This window comes from Marinicella sediminis (assembly GCF_002000055.1).
In the GTDB taxonomy this organism is placed as follows: Bacteria; Pseudomonadota; Gammaproteobacteria; order Xanthomonadales; family Marinicellaceae; genus Marinicella; species Marinicella sediminis.
The window spans coordinates 324,988-347,513 of the sequence record NZ_MVBD01000001.1 but is presented as its reverse complement, the minus strand read 5'-3'; the positions used below and the strand labels follow the sequence as shown (position 1 = coordinate 347,513).

Below are 22,526 nucleotides of genomic sequence, written 5' to 3'. Positions count from 1 at the left end.
CAATTCTAAGAGGACCTCATAATGAAAAAAATCTGTTGCCTGACAGCACTGCTGACGGCCGGCCTGGCAGTCGCTAAAGATGAACCCAAAATCAGTTTTGCCAGCACTGAAGTCGGCCCTGGTATTTATATGCTGGCCGGTCAGGGTGGGTTCACCGGCGGTAATCTGGGATTACTGACCGGCGATGATGGTGTGGTGCTGATTGATGATTCCATGCCACAATACCTGGACATCATGAATCAAGCCATCAAAGGTTTAACTGACCACAACATCGATTTTCTGATCAACACCCACGTTCATGGTGATCACACCGGAAACAATGCGGCTTTTGGCGAGCAAAAAACCCACATTGTGGCTCATGAAAACCTGCGACGACACATGGTGGATAAAGGCGTACAGTCTGCCGAAGGCATGGTACCGGCACCCAAAGCAGCTTTACCGGTCATAACTTTTGCTGAACAAATGACTTTCCATTTCAACGGTCAGCCAGCCAAGGCCATACATGTACCAGCAGCACATACAGATGGCGATGCCATCATTCATTTCAGCAGCGCCAATGTCATTCATGCCGGTGATGTGTTTTTCAATGGCTTGTTTCCATACATTGACCTGGATTCCGGTGGTTCTGTAGATGGCTATATCCATGCACAAATGAAAATCATCAGCTTGTCTGACGATGACACCAAGATCATTCCAGGCCATGGCCCACTGGCCAGTAAACAGGACCTGCAAAAAGCCGTTGATATGTTAATTGATGCCAAAAACATCATCAGCAAGCACATCGAGAACGGTCTCACAGTTGAACAAATTCTCGAAGCCAGGCCGCTGCAAAAATACCATGATGACTGGAACTGGGGTTTCATCACCACAGAGCGCATGACCAAGCAAATGTTCAACGGCTTGTCGGCCAAATCCAAACACAGCCACGACGGTCACGATCACAGCCATTGAACCGTTAAGCAGCTGAGCAACACAGACCGGTCTGGACTCAGGCCGGTTTTTTTGTGTCGCTATTTCAGCGAAATCGATTGTATCTGGCGCAATTGCCCTTATAAAGGTGAAGATTTTATGGATGACTGGCGCGCATGAAAAACACCTTGAAAAACATCACTGAAAACAAAATATTCGAATGGTCTGTGGTCTCAGTGATCATTCTGTCCGCCCTGCTGATCGGTGCTAAAACCTACCACTTACCTCCCACACTGGTGCACTTTCTGACTTATGCTGACTGGGCAGTAACCTTGTTTTTCCTGGCTGAAATCACCATGCGTTTCATCGCATGTGATGATAAAAAACGGTTTTTCAAAAGTGGCTGGAATGTATTCGATACGTTGATTGTGGTGGTCAGCCTGATACCCATTGAAGACTCAGAAATGGCCCTGATCGGGCGTCTGGTTCGTGTTTTCAGGGTTTTGCGGATGGTTTCCATTGTCCCTGAATTAAGAATTCTGATCAACTCCTTGCTCAAAGCGATGCCACAATTGTCTTACGTGATGCTTTTGATGTTCATCATTTTTTATATTTATGGTGCGGTCGGCAGTTTCTTTTTCAATACCATCAACCCGGTTCTTTGGGGAGACATTGCCACCAGCATGTTGACGCTGTTCAGGGTCATGACCTTTGAGGACTGGACCGATGTGATGTATGAAACGATGGAAACATATCCATTGAGCTGGTCTTTTTACCTGTCTTTCATTTTCTTCACCGCATTTGCCTTTTTGAACATGGTCATTGGTATTGTGGTCAGTGTTCTTGAAAAAGAGAATGCGGCACACGATCGCTTGTTGCTGGAACAGAATGAAGAAGAATTAAACCAGCTGGACAAAATCCAGCAGGAACTGGATGAAATCAAAGCACTGATTCGTTCAGGCCAACGCTGATCAGCTGATTTCAGCCACAAAGTTACATGGCTTGTGGGTGCTGTCCAATTGCTCTTTGAGGATGCGATCCCAGGCCGTACGGCACGCTCCGGTGGACCCTGGCAAGGCCACCACCATGGTGCGGTTGGCCAATCCGGCCACTGCCCTGGACTGTATGGTTGAAGTGCCCACTTCCTGGAATGACAGTTGTCTGAACAATTCACCAAAACCGGGAATCACATCAACCAGCAATGGCGCAATGGCATCTGGAGTGACATCCCGGCCGGAAAAACCCGTCCCACCGGTGATCAACACCACCTGAATCCCCGGTTGAAAAATCCAATCAGCGATGATGGCTCTGATGTGGAATAAATCATCTTTCACCAACTTTCTGTCAACCAAATGGTGACCGTCCTGCCGGATGCGCTCTGCCAAGGTTGATCCAGATGTGTCGGTTTCAAGGGTGCGGGTGTCACTGACCGTCAGGACCGCCATATTCAATGCCGTTTTACTCATTAATTCTTCTCTTTCAGGGCTGTCTGTAAATGGACAACCTGTGGTTATTTGGCCAGGGCATCAATCGCGTCCTGCAAACCATTCAGGTTCAATGGATACATGTGCCGGTTGACCAGCTTATTCAGCATCTGCGTGGAATGGGTATAAGACCAGTACTCTTCAGGTACGGGGTTCAGCCATACCAGTTTTTTCCAGTGTTCTGTGATGCGCCTGAGCCAAACATGACCCGGCTCTTCGTTCATGTGTTCAACGCTGCCATAGGGTTCCGTGATCTCATAGGGTGACATGGCTGCATCGCCAACCACCATCACATGATAATCATCCCCGTAGGTGTTCAGCACTTCCCAGGTGCTGATGTTTTCTTCCCAGCGCCGGTGGTTATCCTGCCAGAGTTTCTCATAAATACAATTATGAAAATAAAAATATTCCAGGTGCTTGAACTCAGCCCGCACCGCCGTGAACAATTCCTCACATTGCTGCACATGATAATCCATGGAACCGCCGACATCAAAAAACACCAGTAATTTAACTGCATTGTGCCGTTCAGGGCGCATCTTCAGGTCCAGCAGGCCAGCATTGTCTGCAGTGGATTTAATGGTGCCTGATAAATCCAATTCTTCTGCCGCCCCGGTGCGGGCGAATTTCCTGAGTTTGCGCAGCGCCATTTTCATTGCCCGGGTGTTCATTTCAGCGGCGCCATCAAGGTTTTTGAATTGCCGCTTTTCCCAGACCTTGGCCGCCCGCTGGTGACGACTTTCTCCACCGATGCGGACACCTTCCGGGTTATATCCACCATGACCAAAAGGCGAGGTGCCACCGGTACCAATCCATTTGTTACCTCCCTGGTGTTTTTTCTGCTGTTCTTCCAAACGTTTTTTCAGGGTCTCCATCAGTTTATCAAAACCACCCAGGGCTTCAATTTTGGCTTTGTCCTCATCCGATAAGTTTTTGATCCAATCCGGATTCAACCAATCGTGAGGAATCAGAAACGATTCAAAATCTTCAATCATCTCCAAATCATGGAAATAATGCCCGAATGCCTGATCAAATCGATCAAAGTATTTTTCATCTTTGATCATGCACATCCTGGACAGGTGATAAAAATCATCCACTGAAGCGAAAATCACTTGCTGCTCCAGGGCTTCGAGCAAGGCCAGCAATTCTTTGAGAGAAACCGGTAAACCGGCTTTTTTCAATGTGTAGAAAAAATCAATCAGCATCGATCAACCTGTCATCACCGGCTGTCCCGGCGCATCATGAAAGCCAGTTTCTGCAACATGTGCACATCCTGTTCATTTTTCAGTAATGCACCGTAGAGGGGTGGAATGGCTTCTTTGATACTCTTGTTTTGTAAAGCCTCAATCGGAATGTCATCAGCCACCAGCAGTTTGATCCAGTCAATCAATTCTGAAGTGGATGGTTTTTTCTTCAGGCCCGGCACTTCTCTGACTTCAAAAAACACTTCAAGGGCTGCATTGAGCATGTTTTTTTTCAGTTCAGGATGATGCACCCGAATGATCTCTTCCATGGTTTTTTTATCCGGGAAATTAATGTAGTGAAAAAAGCAACGACGCAAGAAAGCATCGGGCAATTCTTTTTCATTGTTACTGGTGATGATGATGATTGGCCGCTGCCTGGCAACGATGGTCTCACCGGTCTCGTATACAGTGAATTGCATCTTATCCAGCTCAACCAATAAATCATTGGGAAACTCAATGTCGGCTTTATCAATTTCATCAATCAGCAACACCACCTGTTCATCCGCCGTAAAGGCTTGCCACAGCATGCCTTGTTTGATGTAATTTTTGATGTCATGCACCTTTTCATCGCCCAGTTGAGAATCGCGCAACCGGGAAACCGCATCGTATTCGTACAAGCCTTGTTGGGCTTTTGTGGTTGATTTGATGTGCCAACAGAGCAATCGCTTGCCCATGGCAGCAGCCACCTCTTCAGCCAGCATGGTTTTGCCTGTGCCGGGCTCGCCTTTGATCAGCAGCGGTCGTTGCAGGGTCACAGCGGCATTGACTGCCAGTTGCAGGTCGTCGGTGGCGACGTATTGATCGGTACCGGTAAATCGGGTCATGGGTTTGTGTGTTTATGGGTGAAGGTTTATTTTATCAAGCAGCTGGTTTGCATACCAGCCATCTGCTCAATCAATCGAAACCATTGGAGAAAATCAGTTCACTGATGACCTCAATCGTCGTCAATTGGGCGGGGTGTGCCGGGTTATCACATTGCAAAATCACCGTACCTGGTTGCGCAAACCGGTGATAAAACTCCCAGGGAAATCCGGTTGGGTCGGCGTCTGCATTTTGTCCGTCACCAACACAACCATCAGCACAAATCAGGCCATCGTCATTACTGTGGATGTTGTGCTCACCACCGGCATTCCGGAAAAAGACCACGTCACCTTGCATGATGGTCAGCTGAGTTGGGCTGAATGTGTTGTCAGGATTGGCAGTGATTTCAGGAACCACAGCATCAGCCGGTTGGTTGACCACTATGGTGCCTACCATACCAAAATTAACATGCGGCTGACATTCATATGGGATGGTTTCGGGCACCCGGAAGGTGACCTCTGCAACCCAGGCCGCATTGGAGGGGTTGCCGTTTCCACCTTCGGCTTCGCAACCATTGGCACAACGGAACCTGCCCACTGCATAAATGTTATGTGCCCCAGGGCCTTGATTGATCCAGCGAACTGTGTCTCCGGCCTCAATAACCACGGTGGCCGGACTGAATGAATTGTCCTGCACAATGACCTCATGAACCGCGGCAGATACAGTCAAACTGACCATACAGAGGGTCAACAGCCAAAACTGGGCATATTTTGTCACCTGTGGATTCTTCATCGCTTTATCTTAGCCAAAATCCTGTGGGTGAAGTTAATTTTTTGCTAATTCCGGGTTTCCTGGTCATTGTATGCCCTGATGTGTGAACTGATTCTCACAATGTCCGTACCGTTCAATCTAGATTAAAGGCATCAGAGAGGAGTTCAGGCGATGAATTTATACCGAAAAAAACACCATCCGGCGAGTGATAAAAACCTGCCGCCCAAATCAATTGGACCGGTTCAGCACAAAGCCACACCGGCATTCAACCCGGGTACTGCGGCCAGCATGACCCAGGTTCCCAGTCAGTTACGAGGCGGTATTCCCACCCCCAGCCTGACTCATCGGGTTTTGAGTAAAATGGCTTTTGGCAGTAACCAGGCTGACCTTGATCACATCAGTGGTCTCGGCGGAGCCAGTGAAATGGACCGCATCCTGGCCTATATTGACGAGCAACTGGAACCGGATCTGCTGGACGACAGTGTTGTGGACAACATGCTCAACCAGGGCTTTCAAACCCTGAACAAAACCCAGCAACAATTTTTTCAGCAACATGTTCACATTCCAGGCGGCGGTGACATCCCATGGGATGTACACATACAGCCTGGCCGTGAAACTGTCTACGCCACCTTCATCAGAGCCATCAACAGCAAACGACAATTACAGGAGATGATGGCCGATTTCTGGCACAACCATTTCAATGTTTATATGGAAGGTGACAACATCCAACCCATGTTTGTCCACTATGACCGTGATGTCATTCGCCCGGAAGTACTGGGCAACTTCCGCAACATGCTGTATGAAGTGACCCGCTCCAATTGCATGCTGTCATACCTGGGTAACGGTGTGAACGAGCAATCTGCACCCAATGAAAACTATGCCCGCGAACTGCTGGAACTGCACACCATCAGTGCCGCTAATTACTTTGGCCACATGCCATGGCAAGATGTGCCTGTTGATGGTCAGGGCCGCCGCACTGGGTATGTTGAAGCCGATGTTCAGGAACTGGCCCGAGCATTAACAGGTTGGTCCTTTTCAGGTGCCAGCTGGCAGGACTATCAATACCTGTATAACCCACCAATCAATCCCAATCTGGCCCCAACTGGTTTGTTCATGTTCCGTTCTGACTGGCATGACCAAGGCATCAAACGAGTGATGGGAACTGACTTTTTATATGATTCAAACAACCCTGAAAAAGATGTCAATGACATCCTCGACATGCTCGCTGAACACCCAGCCACAGCACAATTTCTGGCTCTCAAGCTGTGTCGTCGGTTCATTGCCGATGAACCACCACAAAGCATTGTTGACCAGGTGGCCAACACCCTGCAGCAGAATTGGCAAGCCAGTGATCAGATCAAACAAGCCATGGAAGTGCTGCTTAAATCCAATGAATTCCTGAGCACCTGGGGGGAGAAAATCAAACGCCCCTTCGAAAAACTGATCTCTGCATTGCGTCAAATAGAATATGGCTTCAGCTTTGACCCTACGGTGGAATACACCAATTGGCATCACTGGGGGTTCATGGACTCTGGCCAGCATCCATTTCATTGGACTTCGCCCAACGGTTATCCAGATTACAAATCCCATTGGTTGGGTGCATCAAGCACCATGTCCACCTGGAAGTTTATTCAGTGGACCTCACGTTTCAGGGATGGCCACAATGGAGATGTCCCCTTTAATCAGATCGTTGAAATTACCAAAACGGCTTTTCCCAATCCCAGTGACCGCACTGCCAACAACATGGTGGATTTTTGGTATCAACGTGCCTGCGGCATCATTCCGGACAGCAACAGCCAGGATAAATTGGCCAAATTCATGTCCTATCAGGACAACACCACACCAGTTGGCAGTGATCGCAACACCCCCATAGATCTGGACTCCAATGACTGGCCTGGCTACAACCAGGAACGCTTGTTTGCAGTGGTGTCCACCATATTCCTGACCGCTGAATTCAGCTACAGATGAGGTAATGACCATGAAAAAAATGAATCGAAGAAAGTTTCTTAAAGGCTCAGGCCTGGTCAGTGTGGCTGGTTTGGGCGGCTTACAACTGGGTTTTGCCAATTCGCTCGTCAGGGGTGGGTCCGGTGGCTCCGGTCGAGACCTGTTGGTGTACGTCTTTCTCAATGGAGGCATGGATGGATTGAACATGGTGCCGCCTCGTTCAGGCAATGACTACGTTGAATACAGCACCACCTTGCGACCAACGTTACACATTCCAAACACCGAATCGTTGCCCCTCAATGGTCAGAATGCCTTCGGCATGCACCCTTCTGCAACCGGTCTGGCCAGTTTGTTCAACAGCAATAAAATGGCCATCGTTCATGCCACCGGACTGGTGGTGCCTAATCGATCACATTTTGAAGCCACCCGCTTCATGGAACTGGGATCACAATCAGTGACCACCCTTGGCACTGGCTGGCTGACCCGATATTTCAATTCATCTCTGCACACCCCGGATGATGCGGTGATGCCATCAATTGTACCGTCTTATAACAACACCGATGCGGTACTGGGTGACCCCACTGCACTGGTGATGGCCAATCCCCAGGAATTCAGCTTGTCCGACGGGCATTGGGCCTGGACTGATGAAATGCAGGATATCCTCGGTGAAATCTATACCAACCCCAATACCCTGGAACAGTTGGTCGGCTCACAAACACTTAATGCTTCAAGCATCATTCAGTCAATTGACTGGGACAATTATGTGCCTGGCAACAACGCCCAGTATCCGGATGGTTTTCTGGGTCAACAATTACGCACGGTGGCCCAACTCTATAAAAACGATGTGAATCTGGAAGTGGCATATGTCCCCACTGGTGGTTGGGATACCCACACCGGACAAGGCACGGGTACCACCGGTCAATTTGCAGACCTGACTTCAGAGCTGTCTGCCGGCCTGCATGCCCTGTATCAGGATTTGACGGCCTCACACAATGGACGGTTTACCATCATTGTACAATCCGAGTTTGGCCGCCGGGCTTATGAAAACAGCGATAACAGCACAGATCACGGTTATGGCAATCCCATGTTTGTCATTGGCGATCATGTCAATGGTGGTTTTTACGGTCAATTCCCCGGCCTGGCTCCCAATCAACTGTATGAGGGAGATGATGTTGAGGCAACGGTTGATTTCCGTGATGTGGTCAGTGAGGTGTTGCTCAAAAGACAACACAACCGATTCCTGGGGTACATCTTCCCCGGCTACAATGATTACACCCCACTGGGACTGGTCAATGGAGTTGAACTGAACCCGGTTTATGAAGAAAACTATGACCCCTTGTTTACCGGAACTTTTGACTGATTACTTGAGTTTCCAGGCATCAACCCATTGAGTTGACACTGGCACCAGGTCAAAATCGCTGATCAGCCGCTGATGAAAATCAGGCAGATGAGCAGCCCCGTAAAAAATGGCGAATGACTTGTGGTTGTTCGCCATTTCACGTTTCAGCACAGTCAGCGCTTTTTTATTTCTTTCAGCCACCAAGGTTGAACCTTCGGGACCTTCCAATGCTTTCATCATCCCTTCGGAGTTGGCCAATTCCCTGGCCATCAGCGATTTCAGTGCGTTTTGCCGATCATCAGCAAACAGTGCCATCATCAAATCAAAATCACTGGTACCAGACTGGCCGCTCAGTTGTTGGGTCAAGCCGGCACGCCACAAGTTAAAAATGATGCTGAACACCGACTCACCTTTTTCATCCATGCTTTTGCTGAATTCCTCTGGAGTGAAATCCGCATGCACAAAATGTTGTTGCGTATAGTCAATTTCTTCCATCTGAAAGGACAAGCCAAGCACGTCTTTCATGGTGGACTGAATGTTGGATAACAGGCTTTTATTTTCCACCCCTCCTTTGGGAATGTAGGTTCCTTCAGGAGCCACCAGCTCATAAAGCACCGCATCATAATTCTGAAACAAGCGGTTCAGGTCCTGATAATACTGCCGATCCCCCACATGCACAGCACCCACCAGGTCAACAATAAGCTCCCCACCGGTGCGTGGCTGATACCTGACGACAGAAACCTGCAGTGCTTTGTGTTCACTGGTTTCAACCAGGCGAATGAATTCAGGCTCGGCAGAATTGAGCGGAAAACTGTGCAGTGGCACAGACAACAGCAACAGGAGTAAACAGGTAGGTAATTTCATGGGCGATGGTTTCTGGTGAAAATCCTTGTAAGATTTGGGGACAAATTGTCAGGCATCAATGTCAGGAATCAACATATCTTCATAGACCATGATCATGTCTTTGATTTTCAACTTGCGTTTTTTCATGCGCTTAACCTTCATTTCATCCAAATCAGCCGTTTCGACCAGGTGTGTTATGGTTTCATCCAATTCACGGTGTTCCTCGCTGAGGGCTTTGAGCCGCTGCCGTATCTCGCTGTGTGTCAAAGACATGTTTATCTGAAATAATGATTGAATGTTATAAAATTTTACCCTATCGTTCTGCACATTTCCTGAAAAATAAACAGATGCTGCAAGACGTCAACACCGACAACGCCCAACAAGCTCAAAAACTGGCCCACAAATTACGCCGGCAAGTGGCCAAAGCCTCCGGCGATTTTGGCCTGATCGAACCTGACGATCGCATCATGGTGTGTTTATCCGGTGGTAAGGACTCCTATGCCATGCTCACCCTGCTGCAAATGATTCAGCGTAAAGCACCCTTTGACTTTCAATTGGTGGCGGTCAATCTCGACCAGAAACAGCCAGGGTTTCCGGAACATGTGCTGCCCGCTTATCTGCAGGAACAGGGTGTGGAATTCCGCATCATTGAAGAAGACACCTATTCCATAGTCAGAGAAAAGATCCCGGTTGGCAAAACCACTTGTGGCTTGTGTTCCCGCTTACGCCGCGGCATTCTCTACCGGGTTGCTGATGAACTGGGGTGCAACAAACTGGCGCTGGGTCATCACCAGGATGACATGGTGGAGACCTTGTTTCTGAACATGTTTTTCGGCGCCAAACTGAAAAGCATGCCACCCAAACTGCTCAGTGATGACGGTCAGCACATCGTCATCCGACCTCTGGCCTATTGCCGGGAAAAAGACCTGGCACAACTGGCTGAATACCAACAATACCCCATCATCCCCTGTAACCTGTGTGGTTCACAAGATAACCTGCAGCGCCAGGCGATCAAACACATGCTGCAGCAATGGGATCAGATTCAGCCTGGACGGGTGGACAACATTGCCCGCGCCATGACCCAGTTGGTGCCTTCACACCTGTGCGATCCGGAATTGTTTGACTTCAAAGCCCTGAAACAGGCTGCCAACACACAGTTCAAGGTTCTCTGAACACCCGGATATCGCGTTGATAAACCGTTGGTCAGGGGTGATCAAATCAGGCTTGCCGTTCAGAACCCGGATCACCAGCACTTCAATCATCCAATTGTGGTTTACACTTAACCATGAGTGTACCCAGACTTGCACTGCCGTCTCACAGAACCGATGCGGACAAGGCCTTCGGTGATCTCATTGCCGTGGTCGTTGTGCCATTTGACCTTACTCTTTCTGAGGTTCAGGTGGAATGATCAGTTGCGGATCCAAGCGCAGTGAGGTACCAATGTTCAGTCGCCAATCCAGATGAGGGCCAGTGGCCCGCCCGGTGGCACCAATTTCGCCCATTTTTTGCCCCTGCTCAAGCCGTTGGCCGACTTTGACATCAACCTGGCTGAGGTGGAGGTAGGTGCTGTTCAAACCATAACCGTGGTCAATGATGATGGTTCCACCAGTGTAATAGTGATCATCAACTGCCATGGTCACCACGCCACTGGCCGGAGCCACCACCGGTGTGCCGGTGACGTTGGCGATGTCCATCCCGTAATGGGGCCTTTTGGGTTCACCGTTCAATATCCTCCGACTGCCGTACACCCCGCTGATCCGACCCTCAGATGGCCAGATGAACGACTCAAGAAATGCCCGTTGATCTGACCACACTGATCTGGCTGATTTGACTTCAGCCTGCTCTCTGGCAATCCTGGCCAGCCGTTCAGCAGGTGGATTGACTTTGGCTGCCGGTAAACCATCGATACGCTCGGTGGGAAATTCCCTGGGTTTGACGGGTACCGTGGTCAAGTACCTGGTCCCCTGATGTTCCACCTCAACCACTTTGGCCTGATCCTCGAAACGACCAAAGCCAAAGATAAAATAGCCATCATCGGTCACCGCCACCGATGCACCATCCACACTGACGGCTGCCCCGGGATTGGTGTTACCAATCACCAGTGCACCTTGCCAGGGTTCGCCATTCAATGTCAATCGATAAGGCTCAGCTGACAACAATTGAGCAACAAACAGCAAACAGACGAGGGTAACACTTTTCATGGCTTTGATCTATAATAAATCGCTTATTCTAACATTCACAGCCAACGCAGCAACCACGATGAATCTGATCGCCATAGAAACCGCCACCGAACTGTGTTCCGTGGGCTTGTTACATCAAGGCCACATCACCGACAAAAAACAATTGGCACCACGTCAACATGCCGATCTGGTGCTTGGCTATCTGGATGACTTGCTTAACGCTCAGGGCATCAGTAAGTCAGCGGTCGATGGCATTGTTTTTGGTCAGGGACCAGGGGCTTTTACCGGTGTTCGTATCGCCATGTCAGTGGTCCAGGGTCTGGCCTTGGCCTGGGAAGTGCCGGTGGTGGCCATTTCCACACTGCATAACATGGCCCATCAGTTATGGCAGCAAAACCCGGAGCAGCAGGGCAAACTACTGATCGCCAATGATGCCCGCATGGGAGAAGTTTACTGGGCGACCTTTGAAATCAGCGATGGTCACTTAAAACGCCTGACTGAAGACAGTTTGGCTGCACCTGAGGCGATCGACACAGCTGGATTTGAGGTATGCAGTGGCAGTGCCTTTAAAAGCATGCTGGAGGCTCCTCATGATGCCCGGGTGCTGCCCGACAGTCACCCGGAGGCCACAACTTTATTACACATTGTGAAGCAGGATTTCCCACAGCAGGCACAACACATCATCCACATCCAACCCAGTTACATCCGGGAAAAAGTGGTCTTCAACTGATCAGCCCAGTAACAACCAGGTACCAAACGCAAGGAAGGATACATACCCCACTATATCAGTCACAGTGGTCAGTACCACACCCCCGGCAATGGCCGGGTCAATGCTCATGCGACGCAGCATCACGGGAATCACCACACCGGCCAGAGCACCGGCCACCAGATTAACCGCCAAAGCCATGGCAATGACCACACTGATGTCCCAGTTTTTAAACCAAAATGCAGTCAGTGAAGCCAGCACCACAGCCCATAGTATGCTGTTGATTACCCCAATCATAAACTCCCGGCCCAATAAGTCTTTGATGTTACCGCTACCGACCTGGCCAGTGGCCATACCGCGAATCATCAGGGTCAGGGTTTGAGAGCCGGCAATACCTCCCATCGATGCCACCACCGGCATGAGGATGGCCAGCGCGGTGACTTTTTGCAAAGTTTCTTCGAAAAAACCAATCGCAAAAGCCGCCATGAGGACAGTCAGTAAATTGATGCCTAACCAGATGGCCCTTCTTTTTGATGAAGTCAGGATCGGAGCAAACATATCACCTTCTTCATTTAAACCAGCCATGCGCATCACTGAACGTTCGGCTTCTTCACGGATCACATCAACCACATCATCAATGGTGATGCGTCCTATAAGCTTGTTCTTGTCATCCACCACAGGCGCAGAAATCCAGTCATTGTGCTCAAAATCCTGCGCCACTTCACTGGCTGGGGTTTTGGCCGGAATCGCCAACGCATCTTCATCCATGATGTCTTTGATCGGGGTTTTCGGGTCACAGGTCAGCAAAGTGGCGATGGGAACCCTGCCCTTGTAATGCCCCTTACGTCCCACCACAAACAAATCACCAACCGGCGTAGGTAACACCCCCCTGAATTGGAAATAGCGCTTGACCACTTCCACACTCACATCGGAACGAACGGTCACCACTTCCGGGTTCATTAAGCCACCAGCTGAATCTTCCGGATAGGACAATACCTGATCAAGCAGTTCCCTGGAGGCTTTATCCATGGACAGGATCAACTGATTGGAAACTTCCTCAGGCAGATCAACAATGATGTCTGCCATGTCATCCAGATCAAGATCGCGGGTGGCTTCCACCAACTGCTCAGTGTCCATACCCTCAATCAGGTTATCACGCACCTCATCGTGCAGTGAGACCAACACATCACCCTGACTGGCATCGTCTACCAAATCCCAGACGGCATTACGCTTTTCACCTGGCAGAGATTCCAGAAACAAGGCCACTTCCGCGCCCGGTATGCCATTGATGATGCGGGTAACCTCGCCCATGCGCTCTTCTTCCAGAGCGGTGTTCAACGCTGAAATGTCTTTTTCTGTTGCCTCATTGGGCACTGATTCGACCATAAAATTCCTGTGCTAACGCTGTGTTTGTGATGTGTGGCAGTGATCTTCCCACTGAATGATCATGTTATGATAATACAAGCCTCATTCAAAGTACAATTCAGACCTTACACAGAGATGACAACACCTTGAAAAACAAACTCATTTTTGAATCGTTCAGCGCTGTTGATGTACCGCAGATCATGTCGATCGAACAACAGATTTACCCCAACCCCTGGTCAGAAAAAATCATGTTTGACTGCATCAAGGCCGGGTACCAATGTATCAAAGGGTATCAGCCGGAAGATCCTGGAAAGCTCGTTTGCTATGCCGTACTGATGATGGGATTTGAGGAAGCCAACTTGTTGAACATCGGCGTGGCACCGGCGTATCAACGACAATCCATGGGCCGCCAGCTGATGCATCGGCTGCTGTTGATATGTCGCATCAATCATGCCGGTCATCTCTGGCTTGAAGTCAGGGAAAGCAATGCCGCAGCCATCAGGCTCTATCAGTCCTTTCATTTTGACACCATCGGCCGCCGGAAAAACTACTATCGGTATCGTGACAGCCAAGGGAAACTTGTCAAAGAAGATGCCCTGTTGATGTCACGGAAAGTCGTCCAGCCATAAAAAAAGCCCGTCGATGACGGGCTTTTTCAGAATTGCACTGGCTGACTATTAATCAAAACCATTGCGGAAGATCAAATCCAGATCTTCTTTGATGAATAACACAAAACCATCATGATCTGAAGACCTGATCGATGTGCTGTTGTCATCTTCATTGTCCAAACCAGCATCTGCCTGACCTCGCACAAATTGCATCTCGATCAGGTTCATCAGACCGGCATCATTCATGATCGCATTGTCCAGAACCTGGGCACTGCCCCGGAACACAAAAGAATACTGCTGTTCGGGCGACAGCAACTGGACGGCCTGGTGCAATGGATCTGCGGCAAACTGCGGCGGCGTCCAAACCAGGTTTTCTGCCTGCACAGCTTCACCAGTGATTTGACCAATCACATCAACATATCCATCAGAAAACTGGAAGGCATTGAAATCACCCAATACATACAATGACTCACCAGGGTGATTGGTCTGAATGTCATCGATCATCGCGGCCACTGAATTGGCCTGCTGCAAACGTTTACCTCTGACCCGGTCGCCTTCTGAAGGATCATCAATACCTCCCCGGGAACGTAAATGAACCACCAGTACATTGATGGTGAAATCACCTTGCACAAGGCTGACTTCAGCGCGCAGGTGTAAAGGTGGCCGATCATGCAACAAGGCGCCATCAAAACCAACAATCACCTCTGTTTCACCCAACTGATCCAGCGTCACATTGGACAGCAAGGCAGTCTGATACAAGTAAGCCACATCAATTCCACCCCGGTCATTGCCTTCAATCAGTTCAGCGGTGTAAGCCGGACCACCTGCGTTACTGATGGCCATGATCAGGTCGTTCAGTGCATTGATGTTTTCTACTTCCTGTAAAGCCAGAATGATCGGTGATTTCAAGTCGTTGACCACATAGTTGGCCAGTTTCAGCAAACGGTTGGCATAATCCACCGGATCTTCCACCTGGCCATCATCCTGATCACCCGGATCATCCACATCATCAAAGAAACGATACATGTTAGCTGAAGCCAGGGTCACCTCATCACCGGCATCTCTGACCGCCGAAGGAATGACATTTTCATTGATCAGAGTGATTTGTGATGGCCAGATTTCATATTCCTCAAAATCATAACCAAACACCCCAGTCACACTGATCTCACTGCCTGCCGGGTGGCTGTTAGTTGCCAAATCGAGTCCCAATGTATCGATGTCCATTTCCAACAATTCAGGATTTCCGTCAAACACCGGCAATCCGGGTTGTCCCGGATAATCAATACCCGGCTCACGGAAGGCCCGGGCTGTTCCGGCCCGAACCAGCTGGTCATCCCGATTGGCACCAAAAAAAGCAATGGAGGCACTGCTGACAAAGCCTTGTGGCATGTTGAACCACATGCCTTCCAGGCATTCATAGTCCAATCCTTCAGCAGGACAAACCAATTGCGCCGGATCGTTGGGCGGGAAGCTGTCATTGAGCAACACCGCAGTGGGTAATGGATTACCCTGAGAATCTACTGATAACACATAACTGAAGGGATTGGTGAATTCAGTCAAACCAAAATATTCTGTGACATCACCGGTGAGATCAACCTGGTCACCAACGGCTACAGTCGGGGGATTCTGGGTGTATACAAATATGCCATTGGAAGTGGTGAAGTCCAGGTCATCCCGGGCGTCCGGAGTCTGCATATAGAATCCATTTGGCGTCAATACCGTAACAATGTTATCGAGGGTGGTTACCCTTGAATTGTCATACGGCGAAATCAAGCCAGCTCCCTGAATATCAAAAATTTCCACCACCGGGAAACCAACCGTGAAAGAGATGACTTCATCACTCTCCATGTTATCCGCAGTCAAATCATTGTCAGTGACTTCCGCCGCTGCGATGGTCAGGTCACAGGTTTCCGTATCAATCAGGTTGTTGTCAGGGTTCAAAGTCATGACAGTACTGTCATTCAACGGTAATCCGCTGAAACTGACTGCACCAGACACGCTGCATACCAGGGTGGCTGCTGTGGCAGTGGCATCAATGGATTCCGAGAAATCAATGGTCAAATCATCCGCCACACCAAACCCAACCGAACCATTGGCCGGATAACTGCCCGTAACAGTGGGGGGAACATCAGGTTCCAAAGTGAAACTGAACACAAAATCATCACCTGGTGTACCATTGCCGTCACCGTCTAACTGGTCAGCCGAGCCGTCAACATCAGACACCGATGCCGCATTAACCGTTACTGTGCAATCCTCTGTTGAAGTAAAATCAGTTGGATTAAGAGTTAGACTGGTGATGCCCGCTTCAGGAGCTGCCGGCAGGTTTTGTATGCCACTGAGGGTACAATTGATGTTGACGGCATTGGCTGCCACATCAACGGTTTCGTTGAACTCCACCAATATCTGACTGCTGGTTGCCACATTCACCGCCGAATCACCGGGAGTGGTACTGATAATCACTGGCGGGCTGTCAATACCGGTGGGATCACCGATCACCCTCAAATGATCCAGCGCAAGCTCTTCTTCACCTGCGTCGACAGAAACAGTGACCAATAAATCCATGGTAAAGCCGGTGCTTGCAATTGTGAAACCATATTCAGTCATGCTGGTACCAAGGCGACCAGCCACACCATCGGACTCACCATCACAATCGGCATCCAGGCCGATGGGCTCATTGGAAGCATCACCATTGTTTTCATAGGCGAAACACACCCCATCTGTGAATGGATCAGCTCCATCACCATTGATCCGGTACTGAACTTTGAACACATCTGCGGCATCGTACTTACTGGCACCGGGCCCACTCTCATTGCCTGCGGCAAATAACCCCAGAAACTGCAAGTTGTTGTGGCCGGTGATGTTGATGTTTTCAAAATAAATGGTTTGAGTATCCAGGCCGTTTCCGTCTGGATCATCAACGTCTTCAGCAGCCCAGAAAGTGGTGCCATCAAATCCGCTGTAAGGTCCCGAGAAATTACTGATGTTACTGCCATCAGTTCTTCCCCAGTGATCACTGGCCGTATCGATGAACTCCTGTGTTGATGTATATCGCACACCTTGCCCGTCGGTCTCAAAACTTTCATTCAGCAAATCAGCTGCAATGGCAGTGTGGATGCCAGCGACTGTCAGAACCAACAGCCCTAATGATTTCATTCTTTTCATATCTCTACCTGTTTCATTTCGGTTCAGGACACACACCATGACGATTCAGCTCTTTACACTGTATGCATTTGATCCGTGGAGGGGCTTCAAGCCTGTGAATGTGCGCTTCTGCTGTTTATTTTAGCACTGCTTGATGACAATTGTGTTGAGCTTGTCACAATTAAACCGCTGCGTGGTGCAGACGAGTCGTTGGCTCAAAAAAAAACCCTGCTTGGCAGGGTTTTTAATCAGTTCAAAGGGCGATCAGTCTAACTGATCACTGATACGGCGCAATTGTTTGAACAAAGCCGCTGGCACCCGCTCACCATAGCCCTGCAAAAAGGCATCCACTGAGCTCAGCTCGTTTTGCCAGGCTTGTTGATCTACTGCCAGTAATTCGTCAAGTACATTCAGGTCCATATCCAGATCTTTGGTATTGATGTCATCCCTGGAAGGCAGCATACCAATGGCTGTTTCATTGGCATCAAGCTGATCCTGACAACGGCCAATGATCCACTCCAGTACGCGCATGTTTTCACCAAAACCAGGCCACATGAATTGACCCTGCTCATCTTTCCTGAACCAGTTTACAGTGAATACCTTAGGCAAACGACTGGCTTTTTCTTGCATGCTGATCCAGTGACCCCAGTAATCACCAAAATGATAACCACAGAAGGGTTTCATGGCCATCGGGTCTCGTCTGACCACGCCCACCGCACCGGTGGCAGCAGCGGTGGTTTCTGAAGCCACAGTGGCGCCCATCAATACGCCATGTTCCCAATCCCTGGCTTCAGCAACCAAAGGAACCAGGCTGGCCCGACGGCCTCCGAATACAATGGCATCTATAGGCACACCAGTGGCGGATTCAGATTCTGATGAATAGCTGGGACAGCGTTTGGCTGAAACCGTGAATCTTGAATTGGGATGTGCTGCCGGACCGTTGGCCGGATCATAAGGCCGTCCCTGCCAATCGGTTTTTGGCGTGCGGTCATCCAAACCTTCCCACCAGGGCTGACCATCTTCGGTCTCAGCCACATTGGTGAAAATGGTGTCCTGATACAACATGGCCAATGCATTGGGATTGGTGTCTTTGGCGGTACCCGGTGCCACACCAAAAAATCCAGCTTCCGGATTGATGGCCCACAAACGACCATCTTCACCTGGACGCATCCAGCAGATGTCATCCCCTACAGTGCTGATTTCCCAACCATCTTTAACGTATCCTTCCGGTGGAATCAACATCGCCAGGTTGGTTTTACCACAGGCTGATGGAAAGGCCGCGGCTACATAGTGTTGTTTACCGGCTGGTGTCTTGATGCCCAGAATCAACATGTGTTCTGCAAGCCAACCTTCGGTTTTGGCCTGGTAGGAAGCAATCCGCAAAGCGTGACATTTTTTACCCAGCAAAGCATTACCACCATAACCGGAACCATAACTCTTGATGGTCAGTTCTTCCGGAAAGTGCATGATAAAACGGCGTTCCGGATCCAGTTCTCCGGTTGAATGCAGGCCTTTGACAAAGCCACCTTCACGTTCAATTCTGGCCAATGCTGCCTGACCCATGCGGGTCATCAAACGCATGTTTTGGACCACATATGCACTGTCAGTGATTTCCACACCGCAGCGAGAGATTGGTGAATCAATGGGTCCCATGCAATAGGGAATCACATACATGGTACGGCCTTTCATACAACCTTTGAACAAGTCATCAATTTTACTGTGGGCTTCATCAGGAGCCATCCAGTGATTGTTTGGGCCGGCATCGGCTTCTTGTTCTGTACAGATGAATGTCAGGTGTTCCACACGAGCCACATCCTGCGGGTCAGACAGGTGTAAATAACAATTGGGGTGGGTTTCAGGATTGAGTTGCTTGTAGCTGCCATCAGCCAATAACAGCTCATTGAATTTTTTGTCTTCAGCGTCACTGCCATCACACCAATAAATCTGGTCCGCTTGGGTGTGTTCAGCAATTTCTTTGACCCAATCGGCCAGGGCTTGATTCGTTGTGCTCATGCGAATGTTTTCCAACTAAAAAATTGGTGGCAAACCTTAACCTTTCAGGTACAGAAAATCAAGCAAAACGGGTAATCTTGAAGGATTTTGGGCGCGCTTTTAATGTTCTTACTTAATCCGCTCTAAAATACCGTCCAGCTCATCAGAATTGTGGTAATGAATCACCAGCTTGCCTTTGCCTTTGGCCGAGTGCTGCAGATCAACCCGGGCGCATAATTTTTCAGACAACTGTTGTTCAAGATGTCGGATGTCAGCCATCTTTTCTTCTGGTTGACCAGTTGTTTTCGGTTGTTTGAATGACTTGACCAAAGCTTCTGCCTGACGCACGGATAATTTTTTGGCCACAACCTGTCTGGCCACACTGGCCTGATCCGCCGGATCCAGTGACAACAAACACCGGGCGTGACCCATTTCCAGAAGACCATCATTGAGCATCTCTTTCACCGCACTGCTTAATTCCAGCAGTCGGAGCAGATTGCTGACTGCCACCCGAGAACGTCCCACTGCTTCAGCCGCTTCAGCATGGGTGATGGCAAACTCATCGATCAACCTTTGCAACGCCAGAGCTTCTTCCAACGGATTGAGGTCTTCTCGCTGGATGTTTTCAATCAGCGCCATGGCAATGGTCTGTTGATCATCGACCTGCTTCACCAGGACCGGTACTTCTGAAAGCTGAGCCAGTTGCGCAGCTCGCCAGCGACGCTCGCCGGCAATGATCTCATATTGTCCGCTGGTCAGTTGCCTGACCACAATCGGCTGTACAATACCCTGCGAACTGATGGAATCTGCCAGTTCCTGTAACTTGTCCTGGTCCATGATGCTGCGTGGCTGATACTGGCCAGGTTGCAACTGTTCGATGCCAAGGGTTTGTAGTTCGCTGCTTTCCGCATGCTGTGGCTCAGTGCTGGTCGGGCGGCTTCCCAACAAAGCATCCAGTCCACGACCGAGACCACTTTTTCTGGTGACTTTTTTCTTACTGGTTTTTTTGGTGAGTTTCTTAGCCATGGTTTCTCCTCAACACTTCACTGGCCAGGCCTTTGTATGCCACCGCCCCTCTGGACAAGTGGTCATATTCAATGGCCGACTGACCAAAACTTGGGGCTTCCGCCACTTTGACATTCCGCGGAACCACCGTGGTAAAAACCTTGGAGCCGAAATGTTCGCTGATTTGCTCAGCAACATCATTTGCCAGGTTATTGCGACCATCAAACATGGTCCTCAACAACCCTTCAATTTCCAGTGCCGGATTGACGGTTTGTCTGACCCTTTCAATGGTGTCCAGCAATGAAGTCAACCCCTCCAGGGCATAGTATTCACATTGCATAGGTATCAACACACTGTTGGCTGCCGCCAGGGCGTTGATGGTCAGGATACTCAGGGATGGCGGACAATCAATGAGCACATAATCATACTGCTCAATGACGCCTTTCAGTTGTTCTTTCAAAACCGTTTGCGGTTCTTCATACTCCATCATTTGTAGTTCAGCAGCCGTGAGATTGGTGTTAGCCCCCATCAAATCGACCTGGCCACCCTGGATGATGGCCTCAGCGGCCTCACACTCATCCATCAACACTTCACACGAAGACAAAGACAAATGCCTGGAATCAGCACCACATGCCATGGTGGCATTGCCTTGCGGATCCAGGTCAATGAGCAAAACTTTTTTACCCAACTGAACCAACCCGACGGCCAGATTCACGGTGGTGGTGGTTTTTCCGACCCCGCCTTTCTGGTTGGCCACAGCAATGATTTTATTTTTGTGTTTCATGTTGTCTTTTTAAATTGATACAATTTTCTTTGCTCTGCCAAAAACGGCACCCTGATGTCCCAAACGGCGGTTTGTCTGAAACCCAAATCAGCACCCACTGGTTCTTCCCTGGGACCTTTCATTGCCAGAAATTCTGCACCTGGCTTTGCCAGATGGGCCGTTAATGTTAAAAACTGACTGAGTTCCGCAAAGGCCCGTGATGTTACCACATCGAATTTTTCATCAGGAAAATAATTTTCCACCCGTTCATGAATGACACTGACCTGAGGTAAATCAAGACTCCGCTTAACCTGCCTCATAAAACGGGCCTTTTTACCCACGGCATCCAGCAAAGTGACCGATTTTTCAGGACACATGATGGCAATGATGAATCCAGGTATGCCGCCACCGGTTCCGACATCAATGATGCGCTGACCTGTGTAGTAAGGCAACACAGCCAGGGCATCAAGCGCATGATGCGTGACCATCTCTGCCAGTTGGTCAATGGCAGTGAGGTTGTAGGTTTTATTCCACTTCTGCAACAGTTGCAAATAGGCCATGATCTGTGGCGCACGATCGACGGGCAACTTCAATTGCGCCATACCTTCAATCAGCTTATTTGTTTGTAACTTTATTAAATTGGCTTCGTTCATTGGTGAAAATAACATAAAATGTGACTTTTAACCCATGATATGGTGCTGATTATCAGTAAGCTAATATTCAGAGCTCCGAGGCTTAATCAAGCAAGGATCAGATGGCCACATCATAACAAAAAAGGCAAATTAATACATGAATTTTGATAAAGCACGACACAACATGGTCGCCCAGCAAGTGCGCTCCTGGGATGTGATCAACAAAGACATCCTCAATGCCATGCTCCAGGTACAACGTGAAGAATTTGTCCAGGTACCACAACGAAAACTGGCTTTTGCTGATTTGGCATTACCAATCGGACATGGACAAAGCATGATGAAGCCAGTGGTTGAAGGCAGGATGCTTCAGGCCCTCGACCTGGACGAACACCAACTGGTGCTTGAGATCGGCACTGGCAGTGCTTATGTAACCGCACTGCTGAGCAAACTGACCAACTACGTTCACAGCATTGACCTGCATGCTGACTTCACAGAAAACGCCAAACAAAAACTCAAAGAGAACCACATTGATAACGTCACTTGTGAACAGGCTGACTTTTTTTCATTCAAAGCAGAACAAAAATACGATCGGGTGATCATCACCGGATCCCTGGAATCATTGCCTGAGCAGGTGTTTGACTGGCTTAAACCCAACGGGCAGGTGTTTGCCATCGTCGGCCAGGAACCTATTATGGAAGCGCGGGTCTATGATTCTGCATCAGTCTATTCATCACATTTTGACACCGTGGTTGGCAAACTAACCCAAGCCAACGAAACCAAGACATTTAAACTCTGATAA

At 49.2% G+C, this 22,526-nt stretch carries 21 protein-coding genes; 8 read left to right on the top strand and 13 right to left on the bottom strand.

Translation table 11 applies throughout. The features are described from left to right. Window positions 1-21: 21 nt before the first annotated feature. Both B0475_RS01660 and B0475_RS01655 read left to right on the top strand, forming a co-directional pair. Window positions 22-951 (top strand): MBL fold metallo-hydrolase, encoded by a 930-nt coding sequence (locus B0475_RS01660; RefSeq protein WP_077409669.1) that lies wholly within the window; start codon window positions 22-24, stop codon window positions 949-951. A 134-nt stretch (window positions 952-1,085) separates the two neighbouring features. Further along, the gene (locus B0475_RS01655; protein ID WP_077409668.1) at window positions 1,086-1,880 is read left to right on the top strand and encodes an ion transporter; all 795 of its coding nucleotides are present in this window, start codon (window positions 1,086-1,088) and stop codon (window positions 1,878-1,880) included. Here the strand turns inward: B0475_RS01655 and moaB are convergent, their stop codons facing one another. The 4 genes from moaB to B0475_RS01635 form a co-directional block, all read right to left on the bottom strand. Then, complete coding sequence (moaB, locus tag B0475_RS01650) at window positions 1,881-2,375, bottom strand: molybdenum cofactor biosynthesis protein B (protein WP_077409667.1); 495 nt, start codon at window positions 2,373-2,375, stop codon at window positions 1,881-1,883. A gap of 44 nt (window positions 2,376-2,419) precedes the next feature. Next, window positions 2,420-3,595 carry a vWA domain-containing protein gene (locus B0475_RS01645; protein ID WP_077409666.1) on the bottom strand — a complete coding sequence of 392 codons (1,176 nt, stop codon included), beginning with the start codon at window positions 3,593-3,595 and terminating at the stop codon, window positions 2,420-2,422. A gap of 14 nt (window positions 3,596-3,609) precedes the next feature. Next, the gene (locus B0475_RS01640; RefSeq protein ID WP_077409665.1) at window positions 3,610-4,458 is read right to left on the bottom strand and encodes an AAA family ATPase; all 849 of its coding nucleotides are present in this window, start codon (window positions 4,456-4,458) and stop codon (window positions 3,610-3,612) included. 70 nt (window positions 4,459-4,528) lie between these two features. Beyond that, window positions 4,529-5,227 carry a cupredoxin domain-containing protein gene (locus B0475_RS01635; RefSeq protein ID WP_077409664.1) on the bottom strand — a complete coding sequence of 233 codons (699 nt, stop codon included), beginning with the start codon at window positions 5,225-5,227 and terminating at the stop codon, window positions 4,529-4,531. A gap of 150 nt (window positions 5,228-5,377) precedes the next feature. Between B0475_RS01635 and B0475_RS01630 the strand changes: the two genes are divergently transcribed. Both B0475_RS01630 and B0475_RS01625 read left to right on the top strand, forming a co-directional pair. After that, window positions 5,378-7,174 (top strand): DUF1800 domain-containing protein, encoded by a 1,797-nt coding sequence (locus B0475_RS01630; protein ID WP_077409663.1) that lies wholly within the window; start codon window positions 5,378-5,380, stop codon window positions 7,172-7,174. A gap of 10 nt (window positions 7,175-7,184) precedes the next feature. Further along, window positions 7,185-8,513: a DUF1501 domain-containing protein gene (locus tag B0475_RS01625; protein WP_157892624.1), complete on the top strand. Its 1,329-nt coding sequence runs from the start codon at window positions 7,185-7,187 to the stop codon at window positions 8,511-8,513. Here B0475_RS01625 and B0475_RS01620 read toward each other — a convergent pair whose 3' ends face one another. Together B0475_RS01620 and B0475_RS01615 are read right to left on the bottom strand one after the other, a co-directional pair. Next, entirely contained in the window at window positions 8,514-9,356 is an 843-nt protein-coding gene (locus tag B0475_RS01620) for a hypothetical protein (protein WP_077409661.1), read from the bottom strand. Window positions 9,357-9,404: 48 nt separating this feature from the next. After that, window positions 9,405-9,608 carry a DUF465 domain-containing protein gene (locus B0475_RS01615; protein WP_077409660.1) on the bottom strand — a complete coding sequence of 68 codons (204 nt, stop codon included), beginning with the start codon at window positions 9,606-9,608 and terminating at the stop codon, window positions 9,405-9,407. Between the two features lie 74 nt (window positions 9,609-9,682). On the opposite strand from B0475_RS01615, the gene ttcA reads away from it, so the two are divergent. Further along, complete coding sequence (gene ttcA, locus B0475_RS01610) at window positions 9,683-10,507, top strand: tRNA 2-thiocytidine(32) synthetase TtcA (protein ID WP_077409865.1); 825 nt, start codon at window positions 9,683-9,685, stop codon at window positions 10,505-10,507. A 207-nt stretch (window positions 10,508-10,714) separates the two neighbouring features. Here ttcA and B0475_RS01605 read toward each other — a convergent pair whose 3' ends face one another. Beyond that, a complete protein-coding gene (locus B0475_RS01605; RefSeq protein ID WP_077409659.1) occupies window positions 10,715-11,536 on the bottom strand; it encodes a M23 family metallopeptidase in 822 nt (273 codons plus the stop codon). A gap of 58 nt (window positions 11,537-11,594) precedes the next feature. Here B0475_RS01605 and tsaB point away from each other — a divergent pair, with 58 nt between their 5' ends. Continuing rightward, window positions 11,595-12,245: a tRNA (adenosine(37)-N6)-threonylcarbamoyltransferase complex dimerization subunit type 1 TsaB gene (tsaB, locus tag B0475_RS01600; protein WP_157892622.1), complete on the top strand. Its 651-nt coding sequence runs from the start codon at window positions 11,595-11,597 to the stop codon at window positions 12,243-12,245. Here tsaB and mgtE read toward each other — a convergent pair whose 3' ends face one another. Further along, the gene (mgtE, locus tag B0475_RS01595; protein ID WP_077409657.1) at window positions 12,246-13,607 is read right to left on the bottom strand and encodes a magnesium transporter; all 1,362 of its coding nucleotides are present in this window, start codon (window positions 13,605-13,607) and stop codon (window positions 12,246-12,248) included. It abuts the gene before it with no gap. Window positions 13,608-13,732: 125 nt separating this feature from the next. Between mgtE and rimI the strand changes: the two genes are divergently transcribed. Beyond that, on the top strand, window positions 13,733-14,215 hold the full coding sequence (gene rimI / locus B0475_RS01590) for a ribosomal protein S18-alanine N-acetyltransferase (RefSeq protein WP_077409656.1): 483 nt from the start codon (window positions 13,733-13,735) through the stop codon (window positions 14,213-14,215). Between the two features lie 48 nt (window positions 14,216-14,263). Here rimI and B0475_RS01585 read toward each other — a convergent pair whose 3' ends face one another. From B0475_RS01585 to rsmG, 5 genes are all read right to left on the bottom strand, one after another. Beyond that, a complete protein-coding gene (locus B0475_RS01585) occupies window positions 14,264-17,356 on the bottom strand; it encodes an Ig-like domain-containing protein (RefSeq protein WP_198538066.1) in 3,093 nt (1,030 codons plus the stop codon). Window positions 17,357-17,599: 243 nt separating this feature from the next. Next, complete coding sequence (locus tag B0475_RS01580) at window positions 17,600-19,348, bottom strand: phosphoenolpyruvate carboxykinase (GTP) (RefSeq protein WP_077409654.1); 1,749 nt, start codon at window positions 19,346-19,348, stop codon at window positions 17,600-17,602. A gap of 108 nt (window positions 19,349-19,456) precedes the next feature. Then, window positions 19,457-20,353 (bottom strand): ParB/RepB/Spo0J family partition protein, encoded by an 897-nt coding sequence (locus tag B0475_RS01575; RefSeq protein ID WP_077409653.1) that lies wholly within the window; start codon window positions 20,351-20,353, stop codon window positions 19,457-19,459. After that, window positions 20,346-21,116, bottom strand: a complete 771-nt coding sequence (locus B0475_RS01570) for a ParA family protein (RefSeq protein WP_077409652.1) — start codon at window positions 21,114-21,116, stop codon at window positions 20,346-20,348. The genes B0475_RS01575 and B0475_RS01570 overlap by 8 nt, the downstream gene beginning before the upstream one ends. Then, the gene (gene rsmG, locus B0475_RS01565) at window positions 21,113-21,697 is read right to left on the bottom strand and encodes a 16S rRNA (guanine(527)-N(7))-methyltransferase RsmG (protein ID WP_157892620.1); all 585 of its coding nucleotides are present in this window, start codon (window positions 21,695-21,697) and stop codon (window positions 21,113-21,115) included. Before rsmG ends, B0475_RS01570 begins: the two co-directional genes overlap by 4 nt. A 187-nt stretch (window positions 21,698-21,884) precedes the next feature. Here rsmG and B0475_RS01560 point away from each other — a divergent pair, with 187 nt between their 5' ends. Further along, window positions 21,885-22,523: a protein-L-isoaspartate O-methyltransferase family protein gene (locus tag B0475_RS01560; RefSeq protein ID WP_077409650.1), complete on the top strand. Its 639-nt coding sequence runs from the start codon at window positions 21,885-21,887 to the stop codon at window positions 22,521-22,523. Window positions 22,524-22,526 lie beyond the last annotated feature (3 nt).